This window comes from Tunicatimonas pelagia, from assembly GCF_030506325.1.
In the GTDB taxonomy this organism is placed as follows: domain Bacteria; phylum Bacteroidota; class Bacteroidia; order Cytophagales; family Cyclobacteriaceae; genus Tunicatimonas; species Tunicatimonas pelagia.
This window is the reverse complement of sequence record NZ_CP120683.1, coordinates 5,946,180-5,969,716: the sequence shown is the minus strand read 5'-3', so window position 1 is coordinate 5,969,716 and position 23,537 is coordinate 5,946,180. Positions and strand designations below refer to the sequence as shown.

Annotated in this window: 16 protein-coding genes; 9 read left to right on the top strand and 7 right to left on the bottom strand. The window is 46.0% G+C overall.

Translation table 11 applies throughout. The annotated features are described in order from the left end of the window. The first annotated feature begins 196 nt into the window (after positions 1-196). From P0M28_RS25560 to P0M28_RS25540, 5 genes are all read left to right on the top strand, one after another. The gene (locus tag P0M28_RS25560) at positions 197-3,433 is read left to right on the top strand and encodes a SusC/RagA family TonB-linked outer membrane protein (protein WP_302206225.1); all 3,237 of its coding nucleotides are present in this window, start codon (positions 197-199) and stop codon (positions 3,431-3,433) included. Between the two features lie 21 nt (positions 3,434-3,454). Beyond that, on the top strand, positions 3,455-5,275 hold the full coding sequence (locus tag P0M28_RS25555; RefSeq protein WP_302206224.1) for a RagB/SusD family nutrient uptake outer membrane protein: 1,821 nt from the start codon (positions 3,455-3,457) through the stop codon (positions 5,273-5,275). Positions 5,276-5,359: 84 nt separating this feature from the next. After that, positions 5,360-7,249 (top strand): heparinase II/III domain-containing protein, encoded by a 1,890-nt coding sequence (locus tag P0M28_RS25550; protein ID WP_302206223.1) that lies wholly within the window; start codon positions 5,360-5,362, stop codon positions 7,247-7,249. Positions 7,250-7,638: 389 nt separating this feature from the next. After that, complete coding sequence (locus P0M28_RS25545) at positions 7,639-9,405, top strand: DUF5060 domain-containing protein (protein ID WP_302206222.1); 1,767 nt, start codon at positions 7,639-7,641, stop codon at positions 9,403-9,405. Between the two features lie 42 nt (positions 9,406-9,447). After that, positions 9,448-9,924 carry a nuclear transport factor 2 family protein gene (locus tag P0M28_RS25540; RefSeq protein WP_302206221.1) on the top strand — a complete coding sequence of 159 codons (477 nt, stop codon included), beginning with the start codon at positions 9,448-9,450 and terminating at the stop codon, positions 9,922-9,924. 35 nt (positions 9,925-9,959) lie between these two features. Here the strand turns inward: P0M28_RS25540 and P0M28_RS25535 are convergent, their stop codons facing one another. Both P0M28_RS25535 and P0M28_RS25530 read right to left on the bottom strand, forming a co-directional pair. Then, positions 9,960-13,352 (bottom strand): sensor histidine kinase, encoded by a 3,393-nt coding sequence (locus tag P0M28_RS25535; protein WP_302206220.1) that lies wholly within the window; start codon positions 13,350-13,352, stop codon positions 9,960-9,962. A 220-nt stretch (positions 13,353-13,572) separates the two neighbouring features. After that, positions 13,573-14,115, bottom strand: coding sequence for an isochorismatase family protein (locus P0M28_RS25530; RefSeq protein ID WP_302206219.1), 543 nt, complete (start codon positions 14,113-14,115; stop codon positions 13,573-13,575). Positions 14,116-14,220: 105 nt separating this feature from the next. Between P0M28_RS25530 and P0M28_RS25525 the strand changes: the two genes are divergently transcribed. Next, the gene (locus P0M28_RS25525) at positions 14,221-16,527 is read left to right on the top strand and encodes a GH92 family glycosyl hydrolase (RefSeq protein WP_302206217.1); all 2,307 of its coding nucleotides are present in this window, start codon (positions 14,221-14,223) and stop codon (positions 16,525-16,527) included. A 76-nt stretch (positions 16,528-16,603) separates the two neighbouring features. On the opposite strand, the gene P0M28_RS25520 is transcribed toward P0M28_RS25525, so the two are convergent. After that, positions 16,604-17,527 (bottom strand): sugar phosphate isomerase/epimerase family protein, encoded by a 924-nt coding sequence (locus tag P0M28_RS25520; protein ID WP_302206216.1) that lies wholly within the window; start codon positions 17,525-17,527, stop codon positions 16,604-16,606. A 26-nt stretch (positions 17,528-17,553) separates the two neighbouring features. On the opposite strand from P0M28_RS25520, the gene P0M28_RS25515 reads away from it, so the two are divergent. The 3 genes from P0M28_RS25515 to P0M28_RS25505 all read left to right on the top strand — a co-directional run bounded on the left by P0M28_RS25515 (position 17,554) and on the right by P0M28_RS25505 (position 19,666). Beyond that, entirely contained in the window at positions 17,554-18,093 is a 540-nt protein-coding gene (locus P0M28_RS25515; RefSeq protein ID WP_302206214.1) for a MarR family winged helix-turn-helix transcriptional regulator, read from the top strand. 139 nt (positions 18,094-18,232) lie between these two features. Next, the gene (locus P0M28_RS25510; protein ID WP_302206212.1) at positions 18,233-19,261 is read left to right on the top strand and encodes an NAD(P)/FAD-dependent oxidoreductase; all 1,029 of its coding nucleotides are present in this window, start codon (positions 18,233-18,235) and stop codon (positions 19,259-19,261) included. Between the two features lie 66 nt (positions 19,262-19,327). After that, a complete protein-coding gene (locus tag P0M28_RS25505) occupies positions 19,328-19,666 on the top strand; it encodes a 2Fe-2S iron-sulfur cluster-binding protein (RefSeq protein WP_302206211.1) in 339 nt (112 codons plus the stop codon). A gap of 69 nt (positions 19,667-19,735) precedes the next feature. Here P0M28_RS25505 and P0M28_RS25500 read toward each other — a convergent pair whose 3' ends face one another. The 4 genes from P0M28_RS25500 to P0M28_RS25485 form a co-directional block, all read right to left on the bottom strand. Further along, the gene (locus tag P0M28_RS25500; RefSeq protein WP_302206210.1) at positions 19,736-20,653 is read right to left on the bottom strand and encodes a sugar phosphate isomerase/epimerase family protein; all 918 of its coding nucleotides are present in this window, start codon (positions 20,651-20,653) and stop codon (positions 19,736-19,738) included. Between the two features lie 87 nt (positions 20,654-20,740). Continuing rightward, positions 20,741-21,238, bottom strand: a complete 498-nt coding sequence (locus tag P0M28_RS25495) for a DinB family protein (protein WP_302206209.1) — start codon at positions 21,236-21,238, stop codon at positions 20,741-20,743. Between the two features lie 13 nt (positions 21,239-21,251). Further along, on the bottom strand, positions 21,252-22,397 hold the full coding sequence (locus P0M28_RS25490; protein ID WP_302206208.1) for a Gfo/Idh/MocA family protein: 1,146 nt from the start codon (positions 22,395-22,397) through the stop codon (positions 21,252-21,254). Then, on the bottom strand, positions 22,394-23,515 hold the full coding sequence (locus P0M28_RS25485) for a hypothetical protein (RefSeq protein WP_302206206.1): 1,122 nt from the start codon (positions 23,513-23,515) through the stop codon (positions 22,394-22,396). The genes P0M28_RS25490 and P0M28_RS25485 overlap by 4 nt, the downstream gene beginning before the upstream one ends. Positions 23,516-23,537: the final 22 nt, after the last annotated feature.

Genomic DNA, 23,537 nt, shown 5'->3' with positions numbered 1-23,537 from the left:
TAGCTACTTTCTTGAATAATTATTACTTTTTTAAATAACTGTTTTATTATTCACACAAAACTATTTACTTCAAGTAATCGATAACTGTTTTTAGTAAATTACTAATGCAATCGGTTAACATATTGCTACTACACAATACTTACTTGACTATAAATTACCTTTCTATTTATTATTTAATACCTAAAACTCTCTTATTATGACGAACATTTTACCGTATCTGATGCGGGCGCTCGGAGTATGGCTACTCTGCCTCTGGGGCCCTGCTTCCCTTCTAGCCCAGAGTCAAATCTCGGGAACAGTAACCGATGGTGATACGAACGAAACTCTGCCCGGAGTCAATATCTTAGTTAAAGGCTCGGCTCAGGGTACAATTACTGATGTAAACGGGAATTATCGTTTAAATGCTCCTGCTGGTGCCGAAGTTCTGATTTTTTCTTCTATAGGATACACTTCAGTAGAAGTAGAAATCAATGGTCGAAGCACAGTTAATTTGGTTATGGCACCGGATATTCAAAGCCTTCAGGAAGTAGTAGTGGTAGGCTTTGGCACGGAAGAAAAGGTAAACCTTACTGGAGCAGTAGGAACTGCTGATGGTGAAGTACTGGAAAATCGCCCCATTGCCAACGTAGGGGAAGGACTTCAGGGCGTGATTCCTAACTTAAATATTGCCCCTCAGAGTGGTGACCCATCTCAGCCTATCCGTTTCAATGTACGGGGCTACACTTCCATTAACGGGGGCGAGCCACTGGTGCTGGTTGATAACATTCCAATGGACCTGAATCGAATCAACCCCAATAATATTGAAAAGATTAGCGTGCTTAAGGATGCATCAGCATCGGCTATCTATGGAGCTCGAGCTGCCTACGGGGTAATTTTAGTTACTACAAAAAGTGGGCGTGATGGTAAGGTTCACGTTAACTTGAATACTCAATGGTCACTGGCTCAGCCCATCTTCAATATGAACCCTATCACTGACCCTCATCAATTTGTACTAGCCCGGAATATTGCCAACCAGCGTACTTTCGGACAGCCTTCTTTTGACCAGGATTTTGTAGACGGAACCCGGAGGTACAGCGAAAATCCAATTCCCGAAAATGAATGGGGAGTCGTGGATGGTGAGTTGCGTTTCTACGGTAATAACAACTACCAAGAAAATATTATGACCGACTTTGCTCCTACCGATCAGCACGATATATCAATTGTGGGTGGGAATGAGGGTGCTTCATTCTACGCCTCTATTGGGTACCTGAATAAAGATGGCTATCTTAGAAACAGTGAGAAAAACGAGAACTTCAAGCGGTACAACGTACTACTAAAGGCTGATTTTCAAGTAAATGATTGGCTTAAGCTTGAAGAGCGGATAATGTTTAACTCTCAACGTAATGACGAGCCGCATTTCTATAATTGGGATGTTAACATCAACTCGTTAGCTCGGGTAAGCCCCATTAGACCTATCCAGTTTCCTGACCTGCCCTTTTACCAGACCGAAGGAGACCGAGCGCAGTATGAACCGTATATTGGCATGTACTTCGGAGGTACTAACTTCTTCCCCTACCTTGAAGACGGCGGTCGCACTACCTTTACTAACAACGATACCTGGCTGACGCAAGGAGTGGAAATAACCCCGATAGAGGGGTTAAAGTTGTACGGCTCCTTCTCGTATAATCTCTTCGATGTGGATTACCAAGATGTGCAGAGCAAGGTGGAGATTGTTTCTACCGACTTGAACGAAGAAAACCCGATTAGTAACGGCTTTAGTGGGGATGATTGGATTCAGAACCGCACCTACGATCGACGCTACTACGTGTTCAACACCTTTGCTGAATACGAAATGAAGCAGTTCCCCCGTCACGACCTTACCGCTCTAATTGGATTTAATCAGGAATACCGCCAGGAAAAATCAATTGGGGTACAGAATCGCTCATTGATTACGCCAGCCATCACCGATATTAATGCAACAGTAGGTACCCAACAAACCTTCGGTGCCAGTTCCGATAATGCTCTACGAGGTGCGTTTTATCGCGTGAAGTACATCTACGATAATCGCTATCTCTTTGAGTCGAGCGGGCGCTACGACGGCACTTCACGCTTTCCGACTGACGACCGCTTCGGTTTCTTTCCTTCAGTATCAGTTGGCTGGCGTATCTCCGAAGAAGCTTTTATGGACGGCACTGATAGTTGGCTGGACAACCTAAAAGTTCGGGTATCCTATGGTGAACTGGGCAATCAGGTACTGCAAAATCAAAACCAACTTAGCTTCCAGGCATACGCCCCGGAGCGGGAGCAGATCAATTATCCCTATATTCCGACTTTGGGTATTGGTCAATCGCCATATATGATGAGCAATGGTTTTATTCCGTTCGTATCGGCTCCTGGTTTAGTAAGCTCCACACTTACTTGGGAAACGGTAGCTACCCGTAACCTAGGTCTAGACCTTACTATGTTTGGTAACCGCTTCGATGCCTCTTTTGACGTATATACCCGCGAAACCCGGAACATGCTGCTACGGGTAGAAGCTCCTGATGTGCTGGGAACCGCTCCTCCCCGCACCAACGGGGCTGACCTAATTACTCGGGGTTGGGAGGCCGCCATTACCTGGCAAGACCGAATAGGGTCTAACTGGGGATATAACATTCAAATTGCTATTTCAGATTTCATGGGAGAGATCACTCGTTACAATAATCCGAATGGCGCACTTAATATTGGAGGAGATGGTGAACTAGATAACTACTACGAAGGGCAGCAGTTAGGTGAAATTTGGGGCTACGAAACGGTAGGTATCTTCCAAACGCAGGAGGAAGTAGATAATGCTCCCACCCAAGAGCAATTAGGTGCTAACTGGCGAGCGGGTGATATTCGGTACGCTGATCTGGACGGGGATGGCGAAATCACCCCCGGCAGCAACACGTTGGAAGATCCGGGCGATCGTCGGGTAATTGGTAACACTACGCCACGAGGCTCATTCGGCTTCACGGGTGGTGTGAGCTACAAAAACTTCCGGCTTACCGCCTTCTTCCAGGGTATTATGCAACGTGATATCTGGCCGAGTTCAGGGAACTGGACCTGGTTCTTCCCTTTCAACGCCGGGCACGTAGAAGAATACTTCTTGACTGATACCTGGAGTGAAGAGAACCCAGATGCTTATTTTCCCGCTGCCCATATCTCTACTGGCGATGGTAAGAATAAGCGAGTACAGTCGCGCTTTATCCAGAACGCAGCCTACGTGCGCTTGAAAAATATTACCCTAAGCTACAACCTACCTGAAGAATTAACGTCTCGGGCGGGAATGTCCTCAGCCCGGATATTCTTCACCGGAGCCAACCTATGGGAGTATAGCCCAATTAGAGCTCCCCTAGATCCTGAAACTGCTTACGGAGCAATTCAGTACCCCATTCAGCGCATCTTCACCTTGGGGGTTGGAGTATCTTTTTAATCAATATTTAAAGCATATTTTATGAAACGCTATATAGTAATTAGTCTTTTAATTGTAGCTGCTTGGCTGATGCAAGCCTGCAACGACGATTTTCTGGAGCGGCAGCCGCTCGACGAGATTAGCAACGAAGTATTCTGGAACAATGAAAATGACTTACGGGTGTACAATAACAATATATACGATATTGCCCGGCAAGATGATAACGTTCCGATTATGATGGGGCACGACAATAACTTCGATAGCCACCGCTTCAGTATCTGGTATCAGGATGAATTTTCTGATAATATGGCACCAGTCCACCCTCGCCATAATTATTATCAGGAGATACGAGCAGGAGTGCATAACCCACCCGCCCAAGCTAATGGCAATACTGGCCAGTGGTTTGGCTACCGAGGATGGGACTTGGTACGTGCCGTCAACTTCGGCTTGGAAAACTACGACAAGCCCACTATTTCTGACCGAGATGGTTTCACTGGAGAAGAAGTACGTAATTTTTATGTTGGTGAGGCCCTTTTGTTCCGAGGGTGGTTCTACGCTGATAAGGTGCAGAAGTTTGGCGATGCGCCGTGGATTGATCGCTCACTCAATATTGAATCAGAGGAGGTATTTGCTGCCCGTACCCCTCGCGAAGAGGTAATGGCTAACGTATTAGAAGACCTCAACTTCGCTACTACATCATTACCCGATGATTGGCAAGATGGCAACGCTCCGGGTCGGCTGAACCGCTGGTGTGCCCTGCTAGTAAAATCACGGGTGTGCTTGTTTGAAGGCACTTGGCGTAAGTATCACGGTGGTTCTGATGCTGAAATGTGGCTACAGGAAGCTGCTACTGCTGCCCGCGAAGTAATGGATAATGGTCCCTATACTCTTTACAATACTGGCGACCCTGAGAACGATTACAATGCTTACCACCGCATTCTTGATTTAACGGGTAACCCCGAAGTGATGTACTGGCGTAAGTATCAGTTAGGAGTCGCCACCAATCATGTACAGAGCTACTGGAGCAACTACTCGGGGGGCGCCACCAAAAGCATGGTCGATGATTACTTATGTACCGATGGTTTACCCATTACTTCGTCACCCCTATATCAAGGAGATGCTACGATTGAAAGTACATTTGAAAATCGTGACCCCCGGATGCGTCAGACGGTACTACACCCCGACGACTCAGAAAAATATATGTACCATAACGGCGATGGTCGCGATTACCCGCGTTTTGCCGGGATGCCCGGAGGGCGCAAAACCACCACGGGTTATCACATCATTAAGGTGTACAATGCCGAGGATATGATTGGTAAGGCCTTTAACACCGCTGAATCACCTGCTATCACTTTACGATTCGGCGAGGTGCTGATGAATTATGCCGAAGCAGTGGCTGAATTAGGAACCATCACCCAGGCTGATTTGGATATCAGCGTTAACCTACTGCGCGACCGAGTAGCTATGCCCCCAATGACCATGAACCCGCAGATGGACCCCCGTTACGCAGGTGACGGAGTAACGCCTCTGATTGCTGAAATCCGTCGCGAACGCCGGGTAGAGCTATTTATGGAAGGGCACCGTTACAACGATCTTCGTCGCTGGCGACAGGGCAAGAAACTGGAGCAACCCGACTTAGGCATTCGCTGGGATGATGCCGCTATTGCTCGCTATGAAGGAGCTAATGTAGCCACCAGCGTAGATCCTGAAACGGGTAATACGTATATTAATGTGTACGAAGGAACCGATTTTGCCAACCCCGTATTTGATGAAAGTAAGCATTACTTGTGGCCCATTCCATTGAATACCCTTGCTCAAAATCCTAATGTGGGGCAAAACCCGGGTTGGGGTGCTAGTGAGTAACTATAGTCTTTAACGTATTTTCTAAAGCCTGTAATTGAAAAATTACGGGCTTTTTTCTTACATTATCTGACAACAACCATATCTATGAAATCTATACTTATTTCGCAATTAAGCCTTTATTTATCAGTGAGAATGATCGTTGGGATTGTTGAACTTACTTCGGCTACTCCCTACTCAGATGATGACCCGGTGAAACTGGAAAACCCGATGGACGTAGCCTACCTGAAAAAGAAGCTTCGTAAAGGTAGTCCTCGGTTAGTTCTTACTCCAGCCATTGAAAAACAGCTCAAGAAAGACTTGAAGTCTGACGAGGTGGTGAAGAACGTATACGAAGCTATCAAGCTAAACGCCGAAGAAATTCAGCAGCAGCCCTTGCTGGAGCGAGAAATGGAAGGGAGAAGGCTGTTAGGCGTTTCCCGTGAGATGCTCTACCGTATGAATATTCTGGGAATGACTTATCGGATAGATCGGGACGACAAAGTTCTAAATCGGGTCAACGATGAAGTAACCGCCGTTTGTAACTTTTCGGACTGGAACCCTTCCCACTATCTGGACGTAGCCGAAATGTCACTAGCTGTAGCGTTAGCAGTCGATTGGGTCGGGGAAGACTTACCCGCTTCTACTGTTAAATTAGCCAAAAATGCACTTATTGAGAAAGGTATTATGCCCAGCTACAATGAAAAGGGCAATGTCGGTTGGATTGATAACAACAACAACTGGAACCAGGTGTGCCACGGCGGTATGATTGCTGCTTCCGTAGTAATTGCTGAGCAAGACCCCGAACTGGCTGCCAAAACTATTCACCGGGCACTGGAAGGGATGCCCCACGCCCTGGAAGAATACGGTCCCGATGGTGTTTATCCCGAAGGCTCAACCTACTGGCGATACGGAACCAGCTTTTCGGTACTCACCGCTTCCATGCTAGAAAGTGCGTTCGGTACCGATTTTGGTCTAGCCGACTATCCGGCTTTTAAAGAAAGTGCTGAATTTCGGGCACTAAGCATGGCTCCCTCCGGTTGGTACTACAACTTTGCCGATTGCGGCGATAAGCGGAGCGAAAACGGCGATATGACCCTGGCTTGGTTTGCGATTAAAACTGGGAACGAGGTTTTTTACGAAAAAGAACGCTTTCTGCGCGACCCAGCGGAAATGGGTGAACTATCCCGCTGGACAGGAGCTGGATTAGTCTGGTTATCGCAATTTGAAGAAGATAGTGGCAAGTCGCTTCCCCTCGCATGGAAAGGCAATGGTTCCAACCCCGTTGTTTTCTTCCGAACTGAAGAGGGTAATCCAAACAAGTATTATTTCGGTGGAAAAGGCGGTCGGGGTTCGGTGAACCACGGTAATATGGATGCGGGGTCGTTCATCTTTGAACTAAACGGGGTACGTTGGGTGATTGATCCCGGTAATCAAAAATACCACAATCTGGAAAAAACGGGCTTCAACCTGTGGGGCCGATGCCAGGAGTGTGAACGTTGGACACTGCTCACAAAGAATAACTATGGTCACAGTACCGTCACCGTAAACAACGCTTTGCACCACGTAGATGGATTTGCCGCTATCACTGATTTTCAGGACGGTGAGCAACCGGAAGTAACTATTGATATGTCGGAGGTTTTTGGTAACCATATAGCCAGTGCTACCCGCCGGTTTGTTAAGGAAGACAATCAGTCGTTGCTGATTGAAGACCAGATTGTACCGAATGATTCTACCCAGCACATCACCTGGCAGTTGATGACTACCGCCGACGTAGATATTGTGGAAGGTGGAGCTACGCTGAGGCAAGATGGCAAGGAGTTAACGCTCGAGAACCTCTCCCACCCCGACTTAACGGTATCCATAATTTCATTGGACCCCGCACCACTAGAACTAGACCGGCAGATTGATGGCCTGAAGCGATTAGAAATCCGCATTCCAGCTTACCTGATGTCGGAAGATGGAGAGACGATAAGGGTTCGTCTTTCTGCGGAATAAATGTGTATTAGCGCGTAGTGTTCAAACGGTTGCTATACGGTATTAACATTTCGGGGGTAAAACATAGCGAAAAAACGCAGTGTATCAAATAAATCGCCTAACCCTCTTCATAAAGGATGAGAGAAATCCTCCCCCTCTTTTAAGGGGCGCAGGGGGGATTTTGACACAGGTAAAACAACACAAACAATTATGAACCATGACAATATACTGCCATAAATTAGCAGCAGACTTCCAATCCGCATTGGTCAGGTCTTTCAGCGACAGTAATTATATAAATTAATGATTTTCAAATGCTTATAAAATCATATTTACTCACAATAACCTACTTACTACTACTGACCATAATAACTAGCTGCAGCCAAACAGCCAGCGTCGATATTCAGGGAGAATTGAAGAAGTGGCACAAAGTAACCCTCATCTTTGAAGGACCGGAAACCAGCGAGTTGGCCGATGAAAACCCATTTCTGAACTACCGTCTGGATGTAACTTTTACGAATGGCAGCCAAACTTACGTAGTACCTGGCTTCTATGCTACCGATGGTAACGCCGCCGAAAGCAGTGCCGAAGCCGGAAACAAATGGATGGCTAGGTTCACCCCTGACCAAACTGGCGAATGGACGTATACAGTTTCGTTTAAAAAAGGAAAAGAAGTTGCAGTTCAAGACGATATTGCCGCAGCTGCCAGCGCTGGGTTTGCCGATGATACTACCGGAAGTTTCACCATTGCTGATTCTGACAAATTGTTACCAGACAACCGGATCCAAGGCCGACTGAATTACGTAGGTGAGCGCTACCTGAAATACGCTGAAACCGAAGAATACTTTATCAAACTAGGGGTAGACGCCCCCGAAAACCTCTTGGCTTACGAAGATATTGACGCTACGCCTAATGTATTTGACTTGAGAAAAAATTGGGCACCTCATCAACAGGACGTTGACGAAGCAGCCTCCCAATTTAGTTGGCAGCAGGGCAAAGGCAAAAACCTACTGGGAGCAATTAACTACTTAGCTTCGGAGTACCTGAATGTCTTTTCCTTCCTCACCTTCAATGTAGATGGCGACGACCGTAACGTATATCCTTATCTCCTGAAAGTATCGGAAGAGAAATATGAGGAGTACGCCAACGATAAAAAGAACAAAGAGGCCTGGGCTACTCTGTTTCACCGAACTCGGCTGGATGTTTCTAAGCTGGAGCAGTGGGAGCGCATATTTGACTACGCCGAGCGAAAAGGTATGTTCCTCCACTTCAAGACCCATGAAACCGAAACCGACCATTTGATGGATGATGGAACTTTTGGGACAGAAGGTAAACTATACTACCGCGAACTTATTGCTCGCTTCGGGCATCATCTGGCTATGAACTGGAATTTGGGTGAAGAAAACAATCAACCTATTGAAGAAGTAAAAAAAGTGGCTGATTATATCAGTCAGCTTGATCCGTATCAGCATCATCGGGTTGTCCATACCTATCCTAAGCAAGATAATCGCTATCAAGAGCTAGTTGGTGATCAGTCCGCACTTACCGGGGCATCGCTGCAATTGAGTGATAGAGATTTTCGCGACGTACACCCCCGCGTACTCAAGTGGCGCGCCAAGTCTGATTCTACCGGAAAAATATGGGCATTGGCCGTTGACGAACCCGGTAATGCTAAATTTGCCTTATTACCCGATAACGAAGACCCTACTCATGACTTAGCCCGGAGCAACGCTTTGTGGGGCACACTGATGGCCAGCGGCTACGGAGTAGAGTGGTACTTTGGTTACAATAGTCCTAATTCCGATCTTACCTGTGAAGACTTCCGCAGCCGGGATATGTTCTGGGATCAGAACCGCTTTGCCCGGCAATTTTTTGAAGACCACTTACCATTCTGGAAGATGAAGCCCGCCGACGAACTTACTTCAGATACTACCTCCTATTGCTTAGCTTTGGAAAATGAAATTTACGCCGTGTACTTACCAACAGCTCAGCAATCCCCATCAATCAACCTAGGCGACTCAGGAGGGAAATTCTCTGTAATGTGGTATAATCCCCGACAGGGTGGCGATCTGCAAACCGGAAGTATACCAAAAGTAACCGCAAGTAATGATACTGGCATAGGCTACCCACTTACTGATAGAGAGGCGGATTGGGTAGCCCTGATAAAGGTCAAGGAGTAACTTTTACTGTATCCTCAAATAAAAACCTCTTTAGCCCATTTTATGACTATTGAACAGCAGCATCAGCAAATCATTCAGGGGTTTTATATTGCTTTCCAACAATTAGATGCTGAGAAGATGGTGGCTTACTATTGTGATGACATTCAGTTTGAAGACCCTGCATTTGGTCAATTACACGGTGAACAAGCTAGAAACATGTGGCGGATGCTCATTGAACGAGGGCACGGTAGTTTGAAGATCAACTTCTACAATGTGCAGGGAACCACTACAGGTGGTAATGCTACCTGGGAAGGTAATTACCTTTTTGGTAAAAATAAACGCTCTATACACAATGTCATTCAGGCTGAGTTTGTAATTAACGACGGTAAGATCGTAGAGCACACCGATCAGTTTAACTTTTGGAAATGGGCGACAATGGCACTGGGTACTCCTGGAAAGCTCTTGGGCTTTACCCCGTTTGTTCAGAATAAAGTTAGAAAAAATGCTCGGGCAGCACTGGAGAAATATACCGCAACCTAAGCGATCAATTCTATTATCATAGCACCTATACCAGCTTACCGCTCTCGTTCAACAAAGTGATTGGGAAGTTTTACCCCAAATATGGTTCCCGTACCTGATTGAGAGGACAGCGTAATAGTACCACCTAGCTTATCAATGGTTTCTTTTACAATGTACAGTCCAATACCTGAGCCCGAAGCTTGATCATCAGCCCGATAAAACATTTCAAAAACGTGTTGCACTTGTTCTTCCCGAATACCAATTCCGTTATCCTCTACAGTGATGATAGTTTCAGTAGGTTTGATTACTACCTGTACTTTTACAAACGGGTTTGCCACATACGGACTTTGATATTTGATAGCGTTTGATAATAAATTTCGAAGCACTACCTGCAAGCGCATAGGATCGCTGTAATAAATCTTCTTATCATCAATCTCACGAATAATGCGTAGCCTCTGAGCATTTTTCATGTATTGAAGATCCTCCAGAAGATCATCCAGGAGCTGATGAAAATCAATTTGCTTATTTTGTGTTTGTAAGCGAGAGTTTCGCGAGTAATCCAGAATATTCTTCACAAACCCATCCAGCTTATTAATGCTTTTAAATGCCATCTCCCGATAGGCGTTTTGCTGCTCAACAGATTCTTCTAAACCCATTAGCTCCAGTAACCCTAGAACCGACGACAGTGGTGCCCGAATATCGTGCGATACCCGGTAGACAAAATTATCCAGCTCTTCATTCGATTTCCGCAAATCTGCTGTTCTTATTTCTACCGTATCTTCTAAGCGCTGATTAATAGATCGTATCTCTTCATTAGAAGCGATCAGTTCCTCCGCTTGCGTTTGAATTTCTTCTTTCTGGTCTTGTATCAGCGAGTTTTTCTGGTGTAGTTCCTGATTGGCTTCCTGCATTTTTCTAGTACGCTCAACTACTTCGGCCTCTAACCTCCGGTTGGTACGAATAATATGTTGCGATCTCAACCAGAAAATAGCGTATAAAAGTGATACAAACGCTAACCCAGTAATAACGTAGAACCACCAGGTGCGCCACCAAGGCGGGGTAACCGTGATGGCTAATTGGCGCAATGGTGTTGTTACGCCTCCCACCCGCGCAATCACCTCAAACACATACTGACCCGGATTAAGGTTAGTGTAAGTTACTTTTCGATCAGTTCCGGCATCTTGCCAGGTATCATCAATAAAACCCAACAAGCGGTACTGGTAACGTACCTGCTTAGGGTTAGTGAAATTAATGCTGGCGTACGATAAAGTAAACACCGACTGTTCGTGTGAGAGGGTGATTGATTCTTGATAATTAATGTCTACCTCTAGCGGCGAACCATCCGCTCCTACGGGTACTTGCTGATTGAATATCTCAAAATTGGTGAACGCAATAGGGGCATTCAGGGAAATATCTCCTAGGCTGTCGGGATAAAAAATGTTAAACCCATTGGTACCTCCGAAAAATAGCTCGCCGGATGACAACTGGATGGAGGCTTGCCGATTAAAATGCAGTCCCTGCAAACCGTCGCTTACCGTAAACCGATCACATTTTTTGGAAACTGGGTTAAACCGAGCCAACCCATAATTGGTACTTACCCACAAATTTCCACTAGCATCTTCTTCAATGGTATTGATGGTATTACTGGGTAGTTCTTCGGTAGTGGTATACTGTTCGTAACTGTTGTTCTGCTGATCTAGTAGGCGCAGACCGCCGCCATCCAGTCCTGCCCATATTTTACCGGCTTGATCTTCAAAAAGCGTTAGTACCGTGTATCCCCGATTATCGTTAGGGCGGGGCAGCATCCGAATGAAGCGGTTCTGCTGGCGATCTAGCATGTCAACTCGTCCGTTACTAGTTCCTACCCAAATATTATTTTGCCGATCTACCAGAACAGTCCAGATATTTTTATCGCTCAATCCCTCTTCATCGTCGGGGCTTTGGGTGTAAGTTGTGAAACGGTTATTCGCCGGATCGTACGACTGTAGCCCTCCTCCAAAGGTTCCTAACCATATAACTCCCTCTTGGTCTTCTGCCAAACAGGTCACATTATCACTAGCAAGTCCATTACCTTCTTTCTCCCGATAATGCGTAAAAGTTTGATTGTCAGTATCAAAGTAATCCATTCCACCATTCCAAAACCCAATCCAGATACGTTGCTGACGATCGAGTAGCAAAGCTTTCACTTTGTCGCTTCCAATACTACTAGGATTATTTGGATCGTGAATAAACTGAGTGACCTCTCCGCTACTACGGTTCAGCAGGTTCAGCCCTCCCCCGTCGGTTCCTACTAAAACCTGTTCGCGATTCAGTTCAAGAAACGCAGTTGCATTATTGCTAGAGATAGACTGTTGGTTTTGTCGCTGGTAGTAGTGCTGAATACGATTGGTTTGAGGATCGTACAAGTTGATTCCACCGTCGTAAGTGCCTACCCACAACCGATTTTGATTGTCTACATCCAGGCTCTTAATAGAGTTGGATGATAAACTTTTTACATCAAAGGGATCATTACGGTAGACCACGAATGTGCGTTCTGGTTCCTGAAATAAACACAGTCCGTTATCAGTACCTACCCAAATATTTCCTTGCTGCCCCTCTGCTATTGACCAAACCTGATTATTAGCTAAGCTAGTAGAATTGTCTGGTTGGTGGTAAAAATGAACAAAACCTTTATCTGGATCTTCCATTAGGTTCAACCCTCCATCCCAAGTACCTACCCAAATTCGTTGCTGAGCATCACAGAGTACGGAATAAACATCATCTTGGCTGAGGCTAGCAGGGTCACCGGAGCGGTGCCGAAAATGGGTGAAAGTTTCACTATCCAGATTGAAGTGGTTCAACCCACCGCCTAGAGTACCAACCCATAAGTTCCCTTCCTGATCTGCACTGATGGCGATGGCCCGGTTGTTACTCAAACTGGTAGAGTCCGTTGGGTCGTGTTGGTAGTAGGTAAACGAGTAGTCTTCCGTATTGATTTGAGCTAGCCCACCTACTGTACCCGCCCACATTCGCCCTTGATCGTCATAGTATAGATCGTAAACAAAGTTGAAATCCAACCGACTCGCATCACTGGTTTCAACTATACTTTGGAACTGATCGTTCCAATAGTCATAAACGTAAATACCACCACCCCAGGTACCAATCCAAATGTTAAATTCCTGATCTTCCTCTAGTACTTTTATTGGGTGATTTGTAGTAATACTATCGTTGCGGGGAACGTGAAAATACTTTTTGAAAGAGTAACCGTCAAATTTGTTGAGGCCATTGTCAGTAGCAACCCAGACAAACCCGGTAGAATCTTGCATAGTCTCTCGGACTGCATTGTGAGAAAGTCCATCCAGTACATCGTATCGCTTAAAAGATACTTGAGTTTGAGCGACTCCTGATTCTACTAAGAAGAGATATGAACAGAAGAAAGCTAGCTTGATCGCACGTAATTCACGAGGCATATTTCACTGATGTTAGCCAATAGGCTCAGTACCTCTAAATTCTGAGAGCACCTATAAGTAGTTTAGGTTTTCATAATACGAAAAAATTCCATAAAATTTTTAAAATATACTTTATAACCGAATTTTTTTTAAGAATAATTCACTTTCACTTATTATTCTACTTTCATATTACAAATTTTCACTAACCGGTTGTATCCGAGTTACTCCTCAAAAAGGCAGCTCAAGTATGTAAAATCTGTTCGGTAGTCAGCACCTGTATTGCCCCGTTGGTAGGAGTCATATTTTCCCACACCCAATTGTAGTGGTCAATCACATCTATAGCCTTTAGGCTAGGGCGATCTGCGGTTGTATGTCCGTCTCTCACTACCGTTACTGAGTAGTCTTTCACCAAAGCTGATTGGACAGTGGCTTCCACACAAAAATCGGTAGCGCAGCCGGTAATCACCAATTCCTTTACATCCATTCTGCTCAATTGGTTAGGCAAATCAGACCGATAAAACGCATCGTTGGCCATTTTACTGATAACCAGATCGGTAGGTTCAACTTCTAGTTCAGGCAACAATTTCCATTCTTCAGTTCCCGGAATACACCCTCCTTCCTTTGTCCCATCATGCTGAATAAATATTACCGGAGCATCTTGCTTTCTAAAGTAGCTACTCAGCAGATTAATTCGCTTAACTACGCCCTCAGTATCAAAGCGTGGGGTGAGGGCAGTAAAGGAAACCCCTTGCATGTCAATGACGATAAAAGCTTTTCTACCCATTGTTTTAAGTAAAGAATATAATTGCTGTTAGCTTGCCAGCGAATTTGGTTAATTGCCAAGAATCCTAGAAATTATCAGCACTATTTATTTGTTACCTACCCACGTATGACTATCGCTTACCGCACTTTTTTCCTCGTATCCAGTTTTCTATTTTTTTCCTGTAGTGCTACCGAACCTTACGCTCCCCCCACCCTGCTATCCTACGTTGATCCGCTAATTGGAACGGCTCCCAGCACCACTGAAACTGCCCAGATGCACAGCGAATCGGGTTCAGAGCTTAGGGGCCAAACTTTCCCAGCAGTGGGCGTTCCGTTCGGCATGACGCAGTGGACACCCCAGACCCGAGCCACTGAGGAAAAATGCCTGTCACCCTACTACTACCAAGATACCCGTATTCAGGGCTTTCGGGGTTCCCGCTGGATGAGTGGCTCCTGCACCCAAGACTACGGTAGCGTTACGATTATGCCGACTACCGGATCGTTGAAAGTAAAACCCGAGGAGCGATCTTCGGCCTTTTCGCACGAAGAAGAAACCGCCACTCCTGCTTACTACTCCGTTAACTTATCTGATTACCAGATTGAGGTGGAAGTAGCCGCCACTTCCCGGTCATCCATGCTACGCTTCACTCCCGAAGGCGATTCATTAAATTTGATTATTGAACCCAACAGCGACGAAGGCGAAGGATTTGTAGAGATTTTCCCGGAACGCAACGAGGTTGTGGGTTTTAATCCGGTACACCGTATTTATCAAGGCTGGGGCGAGTCGGCGGGCTTTAGCGGGTATTTTGTTATTCAGATAGAAGAAGGCTTTACTGATTTTGGCGTATGGCAAGGGGATGATATTCAACCCAAAGAAACTAAAACAGATGGCGAAGGCCAAGCGGTAGGCGCTTATGTTAAACTAGCAGCTGATCGGGCAGTAAAAGTGAAGGTAGGCACCTCATTCACTAGTATCAATCAGGCTCGGAAGAACCTGGAAGCTGAAATTCCTCACTGGGATTTTGAGCAGGTGCGCCAAACCTCCGAAGAAGCCTGGTTAGCGCAACTGAGCAAAGTACAGGTGAGCGGTAGTAGCAAAGAAGAACGCACGATGTTCTACACGGCCCTCTACCACGCCATGATTTTGCCTAGGATCTTCAGCGACACTGACGGAGCCTACTTGGGATTCGGTGGCAGCAAAAAGGTCTATCTAGCCGAAGATTTTGACTACTACGCCGATTTTTCTATGTGGGATACCTTTCGGGCGGTGCATCCGCTGCAAACGTTACTCAACCCCGAACGTACCGCGGATATGGTACAATCGTTGCTAAAAAAGGCGGAACAGGGTGGCTGGCTGCCCATCTTTCCGGCCTGGAACAGTTACACTTCGGCCATGATTGGCGATCACGTAATCGCCATGATCGGAGATGCCTGGATGAAAGGGATTGATAATTTTGACCAGGAACTGGCCTATAAAATGATGCGTAAGAACGCCTTTGAAGCAAATACCGATACTGCCAGCTACCGCAATGGGCAAGGCCGTCGGGCGATGGATTCGTATCTGGAGTATGGTTACATTCCGCTAGAAGACAGTGTACCCGATTCTTTTCACCAGCGCGAGCAAGCTTCCCGCACTTTAGAGTACGCTTACGATGACTTTGTACTCTCACAGGTAGCTAAAAAACTTGGTGAAGACAAAGATTACCAAGCTCTAGCCGAACGAGCTAAAAACTGGCAACACGTCTTTGATACCACCACGGGCTACGTGCGGGGTCGCTACGCCAACGGCGATTGGTACGAACCATTTGACCCAGTAGCTACCCGCGCCCCATTTATCACCGAAGGCTCGCCTTTTCAGTACACTTGGTACGTGCCTCACGATGTCGCCGGACTAATGCAGGCGATGGGAGGACGGGAACGATACATTCAGCAATTGGATACGCTGTTTGAGCAACGATACTACTGGCACGGCAACGAGCCGGGACACCAGACGGTGTATATGTACGCTTACGCTGGTGCTCCCTGGAAAACCCAGCAGCGGGTGCGCGATATTATCCGCGAAGAATACAGTGCCGAACCGGGTGGACTCAGTGGTAACGAAGATGCCGGGCAAATGTCGGCCTGGCTGGTCTTTAGCATGATGGGTTTCTACCCCGTTGCTCCCGGAATACCCTACTACGTAATCGGTAGCCCCGTATTCGATGAGATTACCCTGAATGCCAGCAAGCAACCGTTTACTATTCGGGCTACTAATAACTCCGCCGAAAACCGCTATATTCAATCCGCCACTCTGAACGGTGAGCCATTATATCGCGCTTATCTTAATCATCAGGAAATTGTAGATGGTGGTGAGTTAGTGTTAGAGATGGGTAGTGAGCCAAATAAAACTTGGGCTAGTGAGAATGTGCCACCTTCTATGAATAACCTTCAATAGTGTTTAATTAAAACGTCATTATGAACGGAACGAAGTGTAGTGAAGTAATCTCTAGCCTCATTGGTATAAGAATCATTCACGAACTCAACGCCTCCCGTAGCATCTCTACACTTTTACGCACGCCACTTTCGGCATCTTCTTTTCCTTCAAATTCAATAGATATATATCCCTGATAGTTTACATCGCGCAGTAGTTTGATGATACGTTTGTAATCCAGATCTAACGTGTACCACTCACCGCCGCCGTAGTAGGTTTTGGCCTGAATAAAATTAGCGTAGGGTGCAACCATCTTGAGTTTATCGTAGGGGTCTTCTAGAAAATTTCCGGTATCTAGCAGAATACCTAACCACTCCGAAACGATCGCCTTACGGATACGCAGCAATCCTTCCGGTGTGGAGGTCAGTCCCCAATGGTTTTCCAGAGCTAGCAACACCCCTTTCTCTTCGGCGTAGGGTAAACACTGCTCAATAGAATTAATACACCAATCAAAAGCATCGTCTTCAGTGTAGCCCTCAATGGGTTCTTCTATGCCCCGGTTAGCCATCAGAGTATCAAATGAGCCTGAGGTACCCCAGCGACCGGAGTTAAGGCGAATACTGGGAATACCCGTCTGATGCGCTAAATCAATGCAGTGCTTCGTATGATCAATCGCTTCTTGTCGCTCGGCCTTATCGGGCGACACAAAATCCTGGTGGATAGAGAGCGAGATCAAGGCTACTCCTTTCTGAAAAGCGTGTCGTTTTAGTTTATTCAGGTAGGTGGCTTCCTCGCTTTCCATCTGTCGGTGTAAAACGTCAACGCCCGCCAGACCCAAAGCAGAAGCTTCATCAATTACCTGTTCAATTGGTACTTTAGGAGTACGGAAGTGCCAGTAAGAATAAGATGACACTGCTAATTTGATATTGTGCTTTTCTGCTAACGGTTGCGAACCAGCGGGAATACTAAGAGCAGCCCCTCCTAAAGCACTTTGCCGAAGAAACTGGCGACGAGAAGAACTCATAAATTGTGTAGTTAACGGTTTTTACGATGGTACGGAAATACCGCTACATTTTCAAGCCAATCACCCTCCGGGAGCAAGTAGCTTCGGTAGTTTTTCTATATTTGAGACGATCCACTGAAAATCAAACAATGACTACCCACGACCCCTACAGCGAATACTCATTTCTATTAGAAAAAACCCAACGCCGGATTAAACAGTACGCCCAGAAGAAATTTACCGAATTTGACTTTGGGGTAACCGTAGACCAGTGGATGGTGCTAAAACAATTGTATGTCCGCTCAGATTTAAGTCAGAGCGAACTAGCTGAGGCTATTTACAAGGGAATGCCTACGCTCACTCGCATTGTAGACCTACTTTGCGCCAAAGGGCTTACCGAACGTATTGCCGACCCCCAAGACCGCCGAAAGTACCAAGTGCATCTCACTAGTGCTGGTGAAGCTAAAGTAGAAGAAATGAAGCCGAAAGTGGGTAAAATTCGTAAAGCGGCTTGGCAGGGATTGCAGCCTGAAGATTTTGAGCACTTTCGGTCTACCCTCAACAAGATTTACAAAAATCTGGAAACGTAAAAACTTTCTCATTTTATTTGCCATAATAATATTTCGTATAGCAAACAATTTCTCTTACTTTTACGTATTGATACTCAAAAAGTAGCCCCTTTTTCCCTTAAGAAAGGGAAGAAAAAAATTTAAGAACGCGGAATTGATTATGGTACAAAGTATTGAAGATAAGCGAGTAGAAACTGACATTTGCACCATTGGTGCCGGGCCGGTAGGTTTGTTTGCGGTATTTGAGGCAGGCTTGCTAAAAATGCGTTGCCATCTGATTGATGCCTTACCGCAAATTGGTGGTCAGCTATCCGAAATTTATCCTAAAAAGCCCATTTACGATATTCCGGGCTACCCCGATATTCTCGCTCAAGATTTAGTGAACAACCTGGAACAGCAAATTGCTCCCTTCCACCCTACCGCCACGCTGGGCGAGCGAGTGGAAGAACTGGATCGGCTGGAAGATGATTCGTTTCGACTACAAACAAATGAAGGTACCGAAGTATTCTGCAAAGTGGTTGTCATCGCCGGTGGTTTGGGCTGCTTTGAGCCTCGCAAACCCGCCGTTGAAAATCTGGAACAATACGAGGGCAAAGGCATCGCTTACATTATTAAGAACCCGGAGAAGTTTCGAGGTAAAAAATTGGTTCTAGCCGGAGGCGGTGACTCTGCTTTGGACTGGACACTGTATCTTTCCGAGCTAGCCGAAGAAGTTACGCTAGTACACCGAGGCAGTACTTTCCGGGGTGCTCCTGATTCAGCCGAGAAAGTGATGAGCCTGGCGGATCAAAAGAAAATCAACCTTCAGCTCAATGCCAATGTTACCGCCATTCAAGGAAATGGTATGCTCAATGCTTGTGTCATCACTGATAAAGCAAAAAATTCGGTTACCGTTGACACTGATTACTTTATCCCTTTGTTTGGTCTGAGCCCAAAACTTGGCCCCATTGCTGACTGGAACTTGAACCTAGATCGTAACGCCATTGTGGTAAATACCGAAGATTATTCTACCAACGTGCCCGGCATCTACGCCATAGGTGACATCAATACCTACCCTGGTAAACTAAAACTGATTCTCTGCGGCTTTCATGAAGCGGCACTTATGTCGCACTCAGCCTACCGAATTGTGAGCGGTGGTAAGAAGCCTAGTTTTAAGTATACGACGGTAAACGGAGCTCCAACGATGTAAAGCTTGGTTTTGGGGGATTAGCAATTACCTAATATCTCATTCCCAAACCCAAATGACTAATAGTTTATGGCAGATGATTTAATCACAATTTTTGTAGAAGAGGAAAGCGGTGAAAAAAGGGCGATTGAAGCCCCGACTGATATGCAGTTATCGCTGATGGAGTTGCTGAAAGCGTCCGATTATCCGGTGCAAGCCACCTGCGGAGGAATGGCTCTTTGCGCTACCTGCCATGTGGAAGTTGTAGAAGGTGATGATTCATACAAAGAAGCCACTGACCCAGAACTGGATATGCTGGACACCCTACCGGAAGTAACCGATGCTAGTCGGCTAGCCTGCCAAATGCGCCTCGCCGATGATATGGACGGAATGGTCGTTCGGATTCTTGCCAAAGAAGAGTGCAGTTGACAATTGACAATGGAAAATTGATAGTTATGACTATTTAATCATTATCCATTTTCAATTGTCACTTTTCAATTAAGTGAAGAATTGGTTGACGTAATTGCGAGCGATTAGGATAGAGGATTTGATCGCTTCTTCTGAATCCTCGAAAGCCTTATCTTCTACTTCAATGCAGGTTGGCCCTTTGTAGCCAATAGTGGTTAACGCAGAAAAGAAATCCCGCCATCGGACATCTCCCAAACCAGGTAATTTAGGCGAATGATACTCCAGCGGAGTAGCCAGCACCCCTACCCGATTAAGCTTATCGCGGTACACTTTCACATCCTTCAAATGCACGTGATGAATACGATCTTGATAATCGTAAATAGGTTGTATCTCATCCATTTGCATCCATACCAGGTGGGACGGATCATAATTGAGACCAAAATTAGGACTGGGAATAATATCAAACATCCGATCCCAATTCGCCGGGCTATAGGCTAAGTTCTTTCCGCCCGGCCACTCGTCTTGAGTGAAGAACATCGGGCAGTTTTCAATACCAATATTAATATTATGCTGCTCGGCCACTTTCACAATCTCCGGAAAACGCTCTTTAAATACCGCAAAGTTACTGTCTGCACTTCGACTGGGCTCACGCCCTACAAACGTATTGACTACCGGAATACCCAGTTTAGCTGCTGCCGGAATAATTTTCTTAATGTGTTCAATCTCCTGTAGGGCTTTACTTTCATCAGCCGCTAATGGATTAGGGTAATAGCCCAACCCGGAAATGAAGACGTTCTTTTGCTTGAGATAATCCTGAATATGGCTTAGCTGGTCATAATCCAATTCATCCACATCAATATGAGTAACCCCAGCGTAACGACGTTCGGCTTTCCCTACTGGCCAGCACATAATTTCTACGCAGGCAAACTTATTTTCGGAAGCAAAGTCGATTACTTCTTCAAAGGGTTTTTCGGCCAGAATGGCACTCACAAATCCAAGTTGTTGCATGATGGGATGGTTTGATGTTGGTAGAATAGCGGGTGTTCAATAATTTTCAAGTTTCTATTGTATTCCGCACGACCTGTAGTTATGAGTTCAGAACCACATTCGTTCTAGCCGGGCGGCACGGCGTGCATCAGCCAATTGACCACGGTGAATGTACCAGTGATCAGCGGCAAACTGAAAACAATGACGATAGGTACCAAACATATCCTCGAAGCCCTCGGGTGCGTTCTGACTTTTCTTATCAAGATCGTTTTCGGTGAGCGAATCAAGTAAGCTCATAGTTGATTGACGCATCTCGCGGCATCTGGTCAAAACGAAATTAAACGAAGGATATTGATTAATATCACCAGCTACTTCTGTCCCATCAAATATTTCTTTCCAGTCTTGCAAAGGATTGGGTTCAGCGAGCATAAATACCCTAATAACCAGTGCCTCAATATATGCTAAGTGTCCGAGTACCCAGAGAGTGTGACATCCTCCATTCGGTGTCGGAAACACTGTACCATAGTTACTCATATCTTCAATACGCACCAGCACCCGACTAGTACTCTTCTCTAAATTATCTCGTATAAGATCAATGGATTGCATCTACGATTACATGCTAGATCGTTACCCAAGCCTGTTTCTTGTTACTTTCTACGATGGCTTCGCCTAGATAGAGCTCTCGTAATCCGTCGGCAAAAGTTGGGTACAAACCCGTTTCGTGCTTGCCGTCGCGGATAGCTCCGTATACTTGTTTGAACAATTGCTTAGACGTATCGGGGAACCCTTCGTTGTGACCACCAGGGAAAGAGATCAACTTGGAAGCAGCTCCGTCTACTAAAGCGGGATCACGTAACAGTTGACCGTTAGGCACATCGCGTTCACCGATCCAAATTTCATTAGGTGACTCCGAGCACCAAGCAACGGTTTTCTTCGATCCGGCAATTTCTACATTTATACGATTCTTACGTCCGGCTGAGACTTGACTAACCGTTAGCGTTCCCTTATTGCCGTTACTGAAGCGAAGCAGTACGGTAGCAAAGTCTTCGGTTTCAATGGGTACATCGGCGTAATCTTCCGGCTTGAGCATCTTGCCTGAATAAGTTTCTACAGGTTTTAAGGGCTTTTTCCTGGTAGGATGTACCGTAGAGAAATCAGCCATTACTTCCTTAATCTGTAAGCCGGTTACATGCTCAATCAAATCCATCAGGTGAGATCCGATATCTGCAATAGCGCGAGAATCGCCCGAATACTGAGGCTCCAGTCGCCAGTTGTAATCGGTAGCGTAGAATAGCCAATCTTGCAGATAGGTACCGATCACGGAGTAAATATCTCCCAGATCACCATTCTCCCGCATGGCTTTCATCTGTCGTACCAGCGGATAGTAACGAATGTTGAAGTGAACCGCATTCACCAATCCGGTTTTCTCTGCCAGTTCTACCAGCTCTTCGGCTTCGGCAATGGTCATAGAGAGCGGCTTCTCACAAACTACGTTGATACCTGCTTCTAAAGCCGCTTTCGCCATCGGGTAGTGCAAATGATTGGGTGTACAGATATGAATACAGTCCAGACCTTCGTGCGCTAACAGTTCTTCGTAACTGCCGTAAGCAGCATCAACGCCCAATTGATCGGCTTTTTCCTGAGCAATCTCTTCGTTCATGTCGCTAATGGCTGCTACGTGCAGATTGGGAATTCGACGAAGAGCCTCGATGTGGGCGGGCCCGATAAAGCCAAGTCCGGCTACGCCAATTTGTAAGGTTTTCATAGGTTGTTTTTCCAGTTTTGTAGATAAAAAATTAATTCTGAGCGGCTAGGGCTTTTGCCGTTTTGCACGTAAGCCCCGGAAGTAGCCATCCCCAGCAAAGCCGAGTCTTCCAGCGAATATCCGGCTAATTGTCCAAAGCAAAATCCAGCGTTCAGATTATCGCCACCACCCGTAGAAATGCGTGGTTTGGCGACCACTTGCCCGGGAATTGCCTGAATACCCTGGGGACTTACAATAATAGAACGGTTTAGCGGATGTACCAACAAATTTGTCAAATTCGTGTGCTCATAGATGAATAAACAAATCTCGGTTAGCTCACCACCAGTCGTTTTTCCGGTTTGAGTTTCAATAGCTTGGGCTAGTCGGCGAGCCTCATTTTCATTCAGTCCGAGCGTAACCGTTCCGTATTTGCCAAAGCTACCGATCACTTCCAGCACCTCCTCAATAGCGGCCTGTGACTTTTTAGTAGGGTCAGCCAAATCAAAAAAGAAATGACGAGGAGAATTCCTCAACTGAGGAATAAGCTCCTGACTGATACCTCGCCATACATCCGTAGCTAACGGCAGATTACACCAGTCTACCAGCGCGATAAACTTGGCTGAATTACAGTATTGCGCCAGATTAGCCATGCCGACTGTTTCCTTCACAAAATTCCAGTCAATCGCCTGAAAAGGACTTACTTCGGACAAGATGAGCTTACCGTCGTCAAACTCTAAAGCGTTAGTCTCGGCAGGTACGCCTAGCGAAATCAGCTTGCTCTGCGAATGGATTTGCTCAAACAGAGGATCAATTGCTGGAGAGCCGAAGTTACCCAGACAATAATTTGAAACTCCCAGAGAAGCCAGCGCGTGTGCCATGATGGGCGCATTACCGCCTAGCTTTACCTCCTGAGAAACCAGTTCTAGTTGAGCACTTAATCCTGCTGCCCGCTCAATACGCTCGGCAAAAGTATTGATTGTTGGATAGTACGAGCGCGACTGCCCATCCTGTGCCTGCACCACTTTCTGAATCTTATCAATGTAGCCGTCTAACCCGATGAACACTGGTATGTCATCCAGGGTTGGCTCAAAAGTTTCCAGACGACTGATTAGATTATCTAGCCTTGCAGGTAAATCCATCGGTTAAGTTGTTGTACAGAAA

Coding starts and splice junctions, on each gene's coding strand:
- P0M28_RS25560 (WP_302206225.1), top strand. CDS start 197: ATGACGAACATTTTACCGTATCTGATGCGGGCGCTCGGAGTATGGCTA.
- P0M28_RS25555 (WP_302206224.1), top strand. CDS start 3,455: ATGAAACGCTATATAGTAATTAGTCTTTTAATTGTAGCTGCTTGGCTG.
- P0M28_RS25550 (WP_302206223.1), top strand. CDS start 5,360: ATGAAATCTATACTTATTTCGCAATTAAGCCTTTATTTATCAGTGAGA.
- P0M28_RS25540 (WP_302206221.1), top strand. CDS start 9,448: ATGACTATTGAACAGCAGCATCAGCAAATCATTCAGGGGTTTTATATT.
- P0M28_RS25535 (WP_302206220.1), bottom strand. CDS start 13,352: ATGCCTCGTGAATTACGTGCGATCAAGCTAGCTTTCTTCTGTTCATAT.
- P0M28_RS25530 (WP_302206219.1), bottom strand. CDS start 14,115: ATGGGTAGAAAAGCTTTTATCGTCATTGACATGCAAGGGGTTTCCTTT.
- P0M28_RS25525 (WP_302206217.1), top strand. CDS start 14,221: ATGACTATCGCTTACCGCACTTTTTTCCTCGTATCCAGTTTTCTATTT.
- P0M28_RS25520 (WP_302206216.1), bottom strand. CDS start 17,527: ATGAGTTCTTCTCGTCGCCAGTTTCTTCGGCAAAGTGCTTTAGGAGGG.
- P0M28_RS25515 (WP_302206214.1), top strand. CDS start 17,554: ATGGTACGGAAATACCGCTACATTTTCAAGCCAATCACCCTCCGGGAG.
- P0M28_RS25510 (WP_302206212.1), top strand. CDS start 18,233: ATGGTACAAAGTATTGAAGATAAGCGAGTAGAAACTGACATTTGCACC.
- P0M28_RS25505 (WP_302206211.1), top strand. CDS start 19,328: ATGGCAGATGATTTAATCACAATTTTTGTAGAAGAGGAAAGCGGTGAA.
- P0M28_RS25500 (WP_302206210.1), bottom strand. CDS start 20,653: ATGCAACAACTTGGATTTGTGAGTGCCATTCTGGCCGAAAAACCCTTT.
- P0M28_RS25495 (WP_302206209.1), bottom strand. CDS start 21,238: ATGCAATCCATTGATCTTATACGAGATAATTTAGAGAAGAGTACTAGT.
- P0M28_RS25490 (WP_302206208.1), bottom strand. CDS start 22,397: ATGAAAACCTTACAAATTGGCGTAGCCGGACTTGGCTTTATCGGGCCC.
- P0M28_RS25485 (WP_302206206.1), bottom strand. CDS start 23,515: ATGGATTTACCTGCAAGGCTAGATAATCTAATCAGTCGTCTGGAAACT.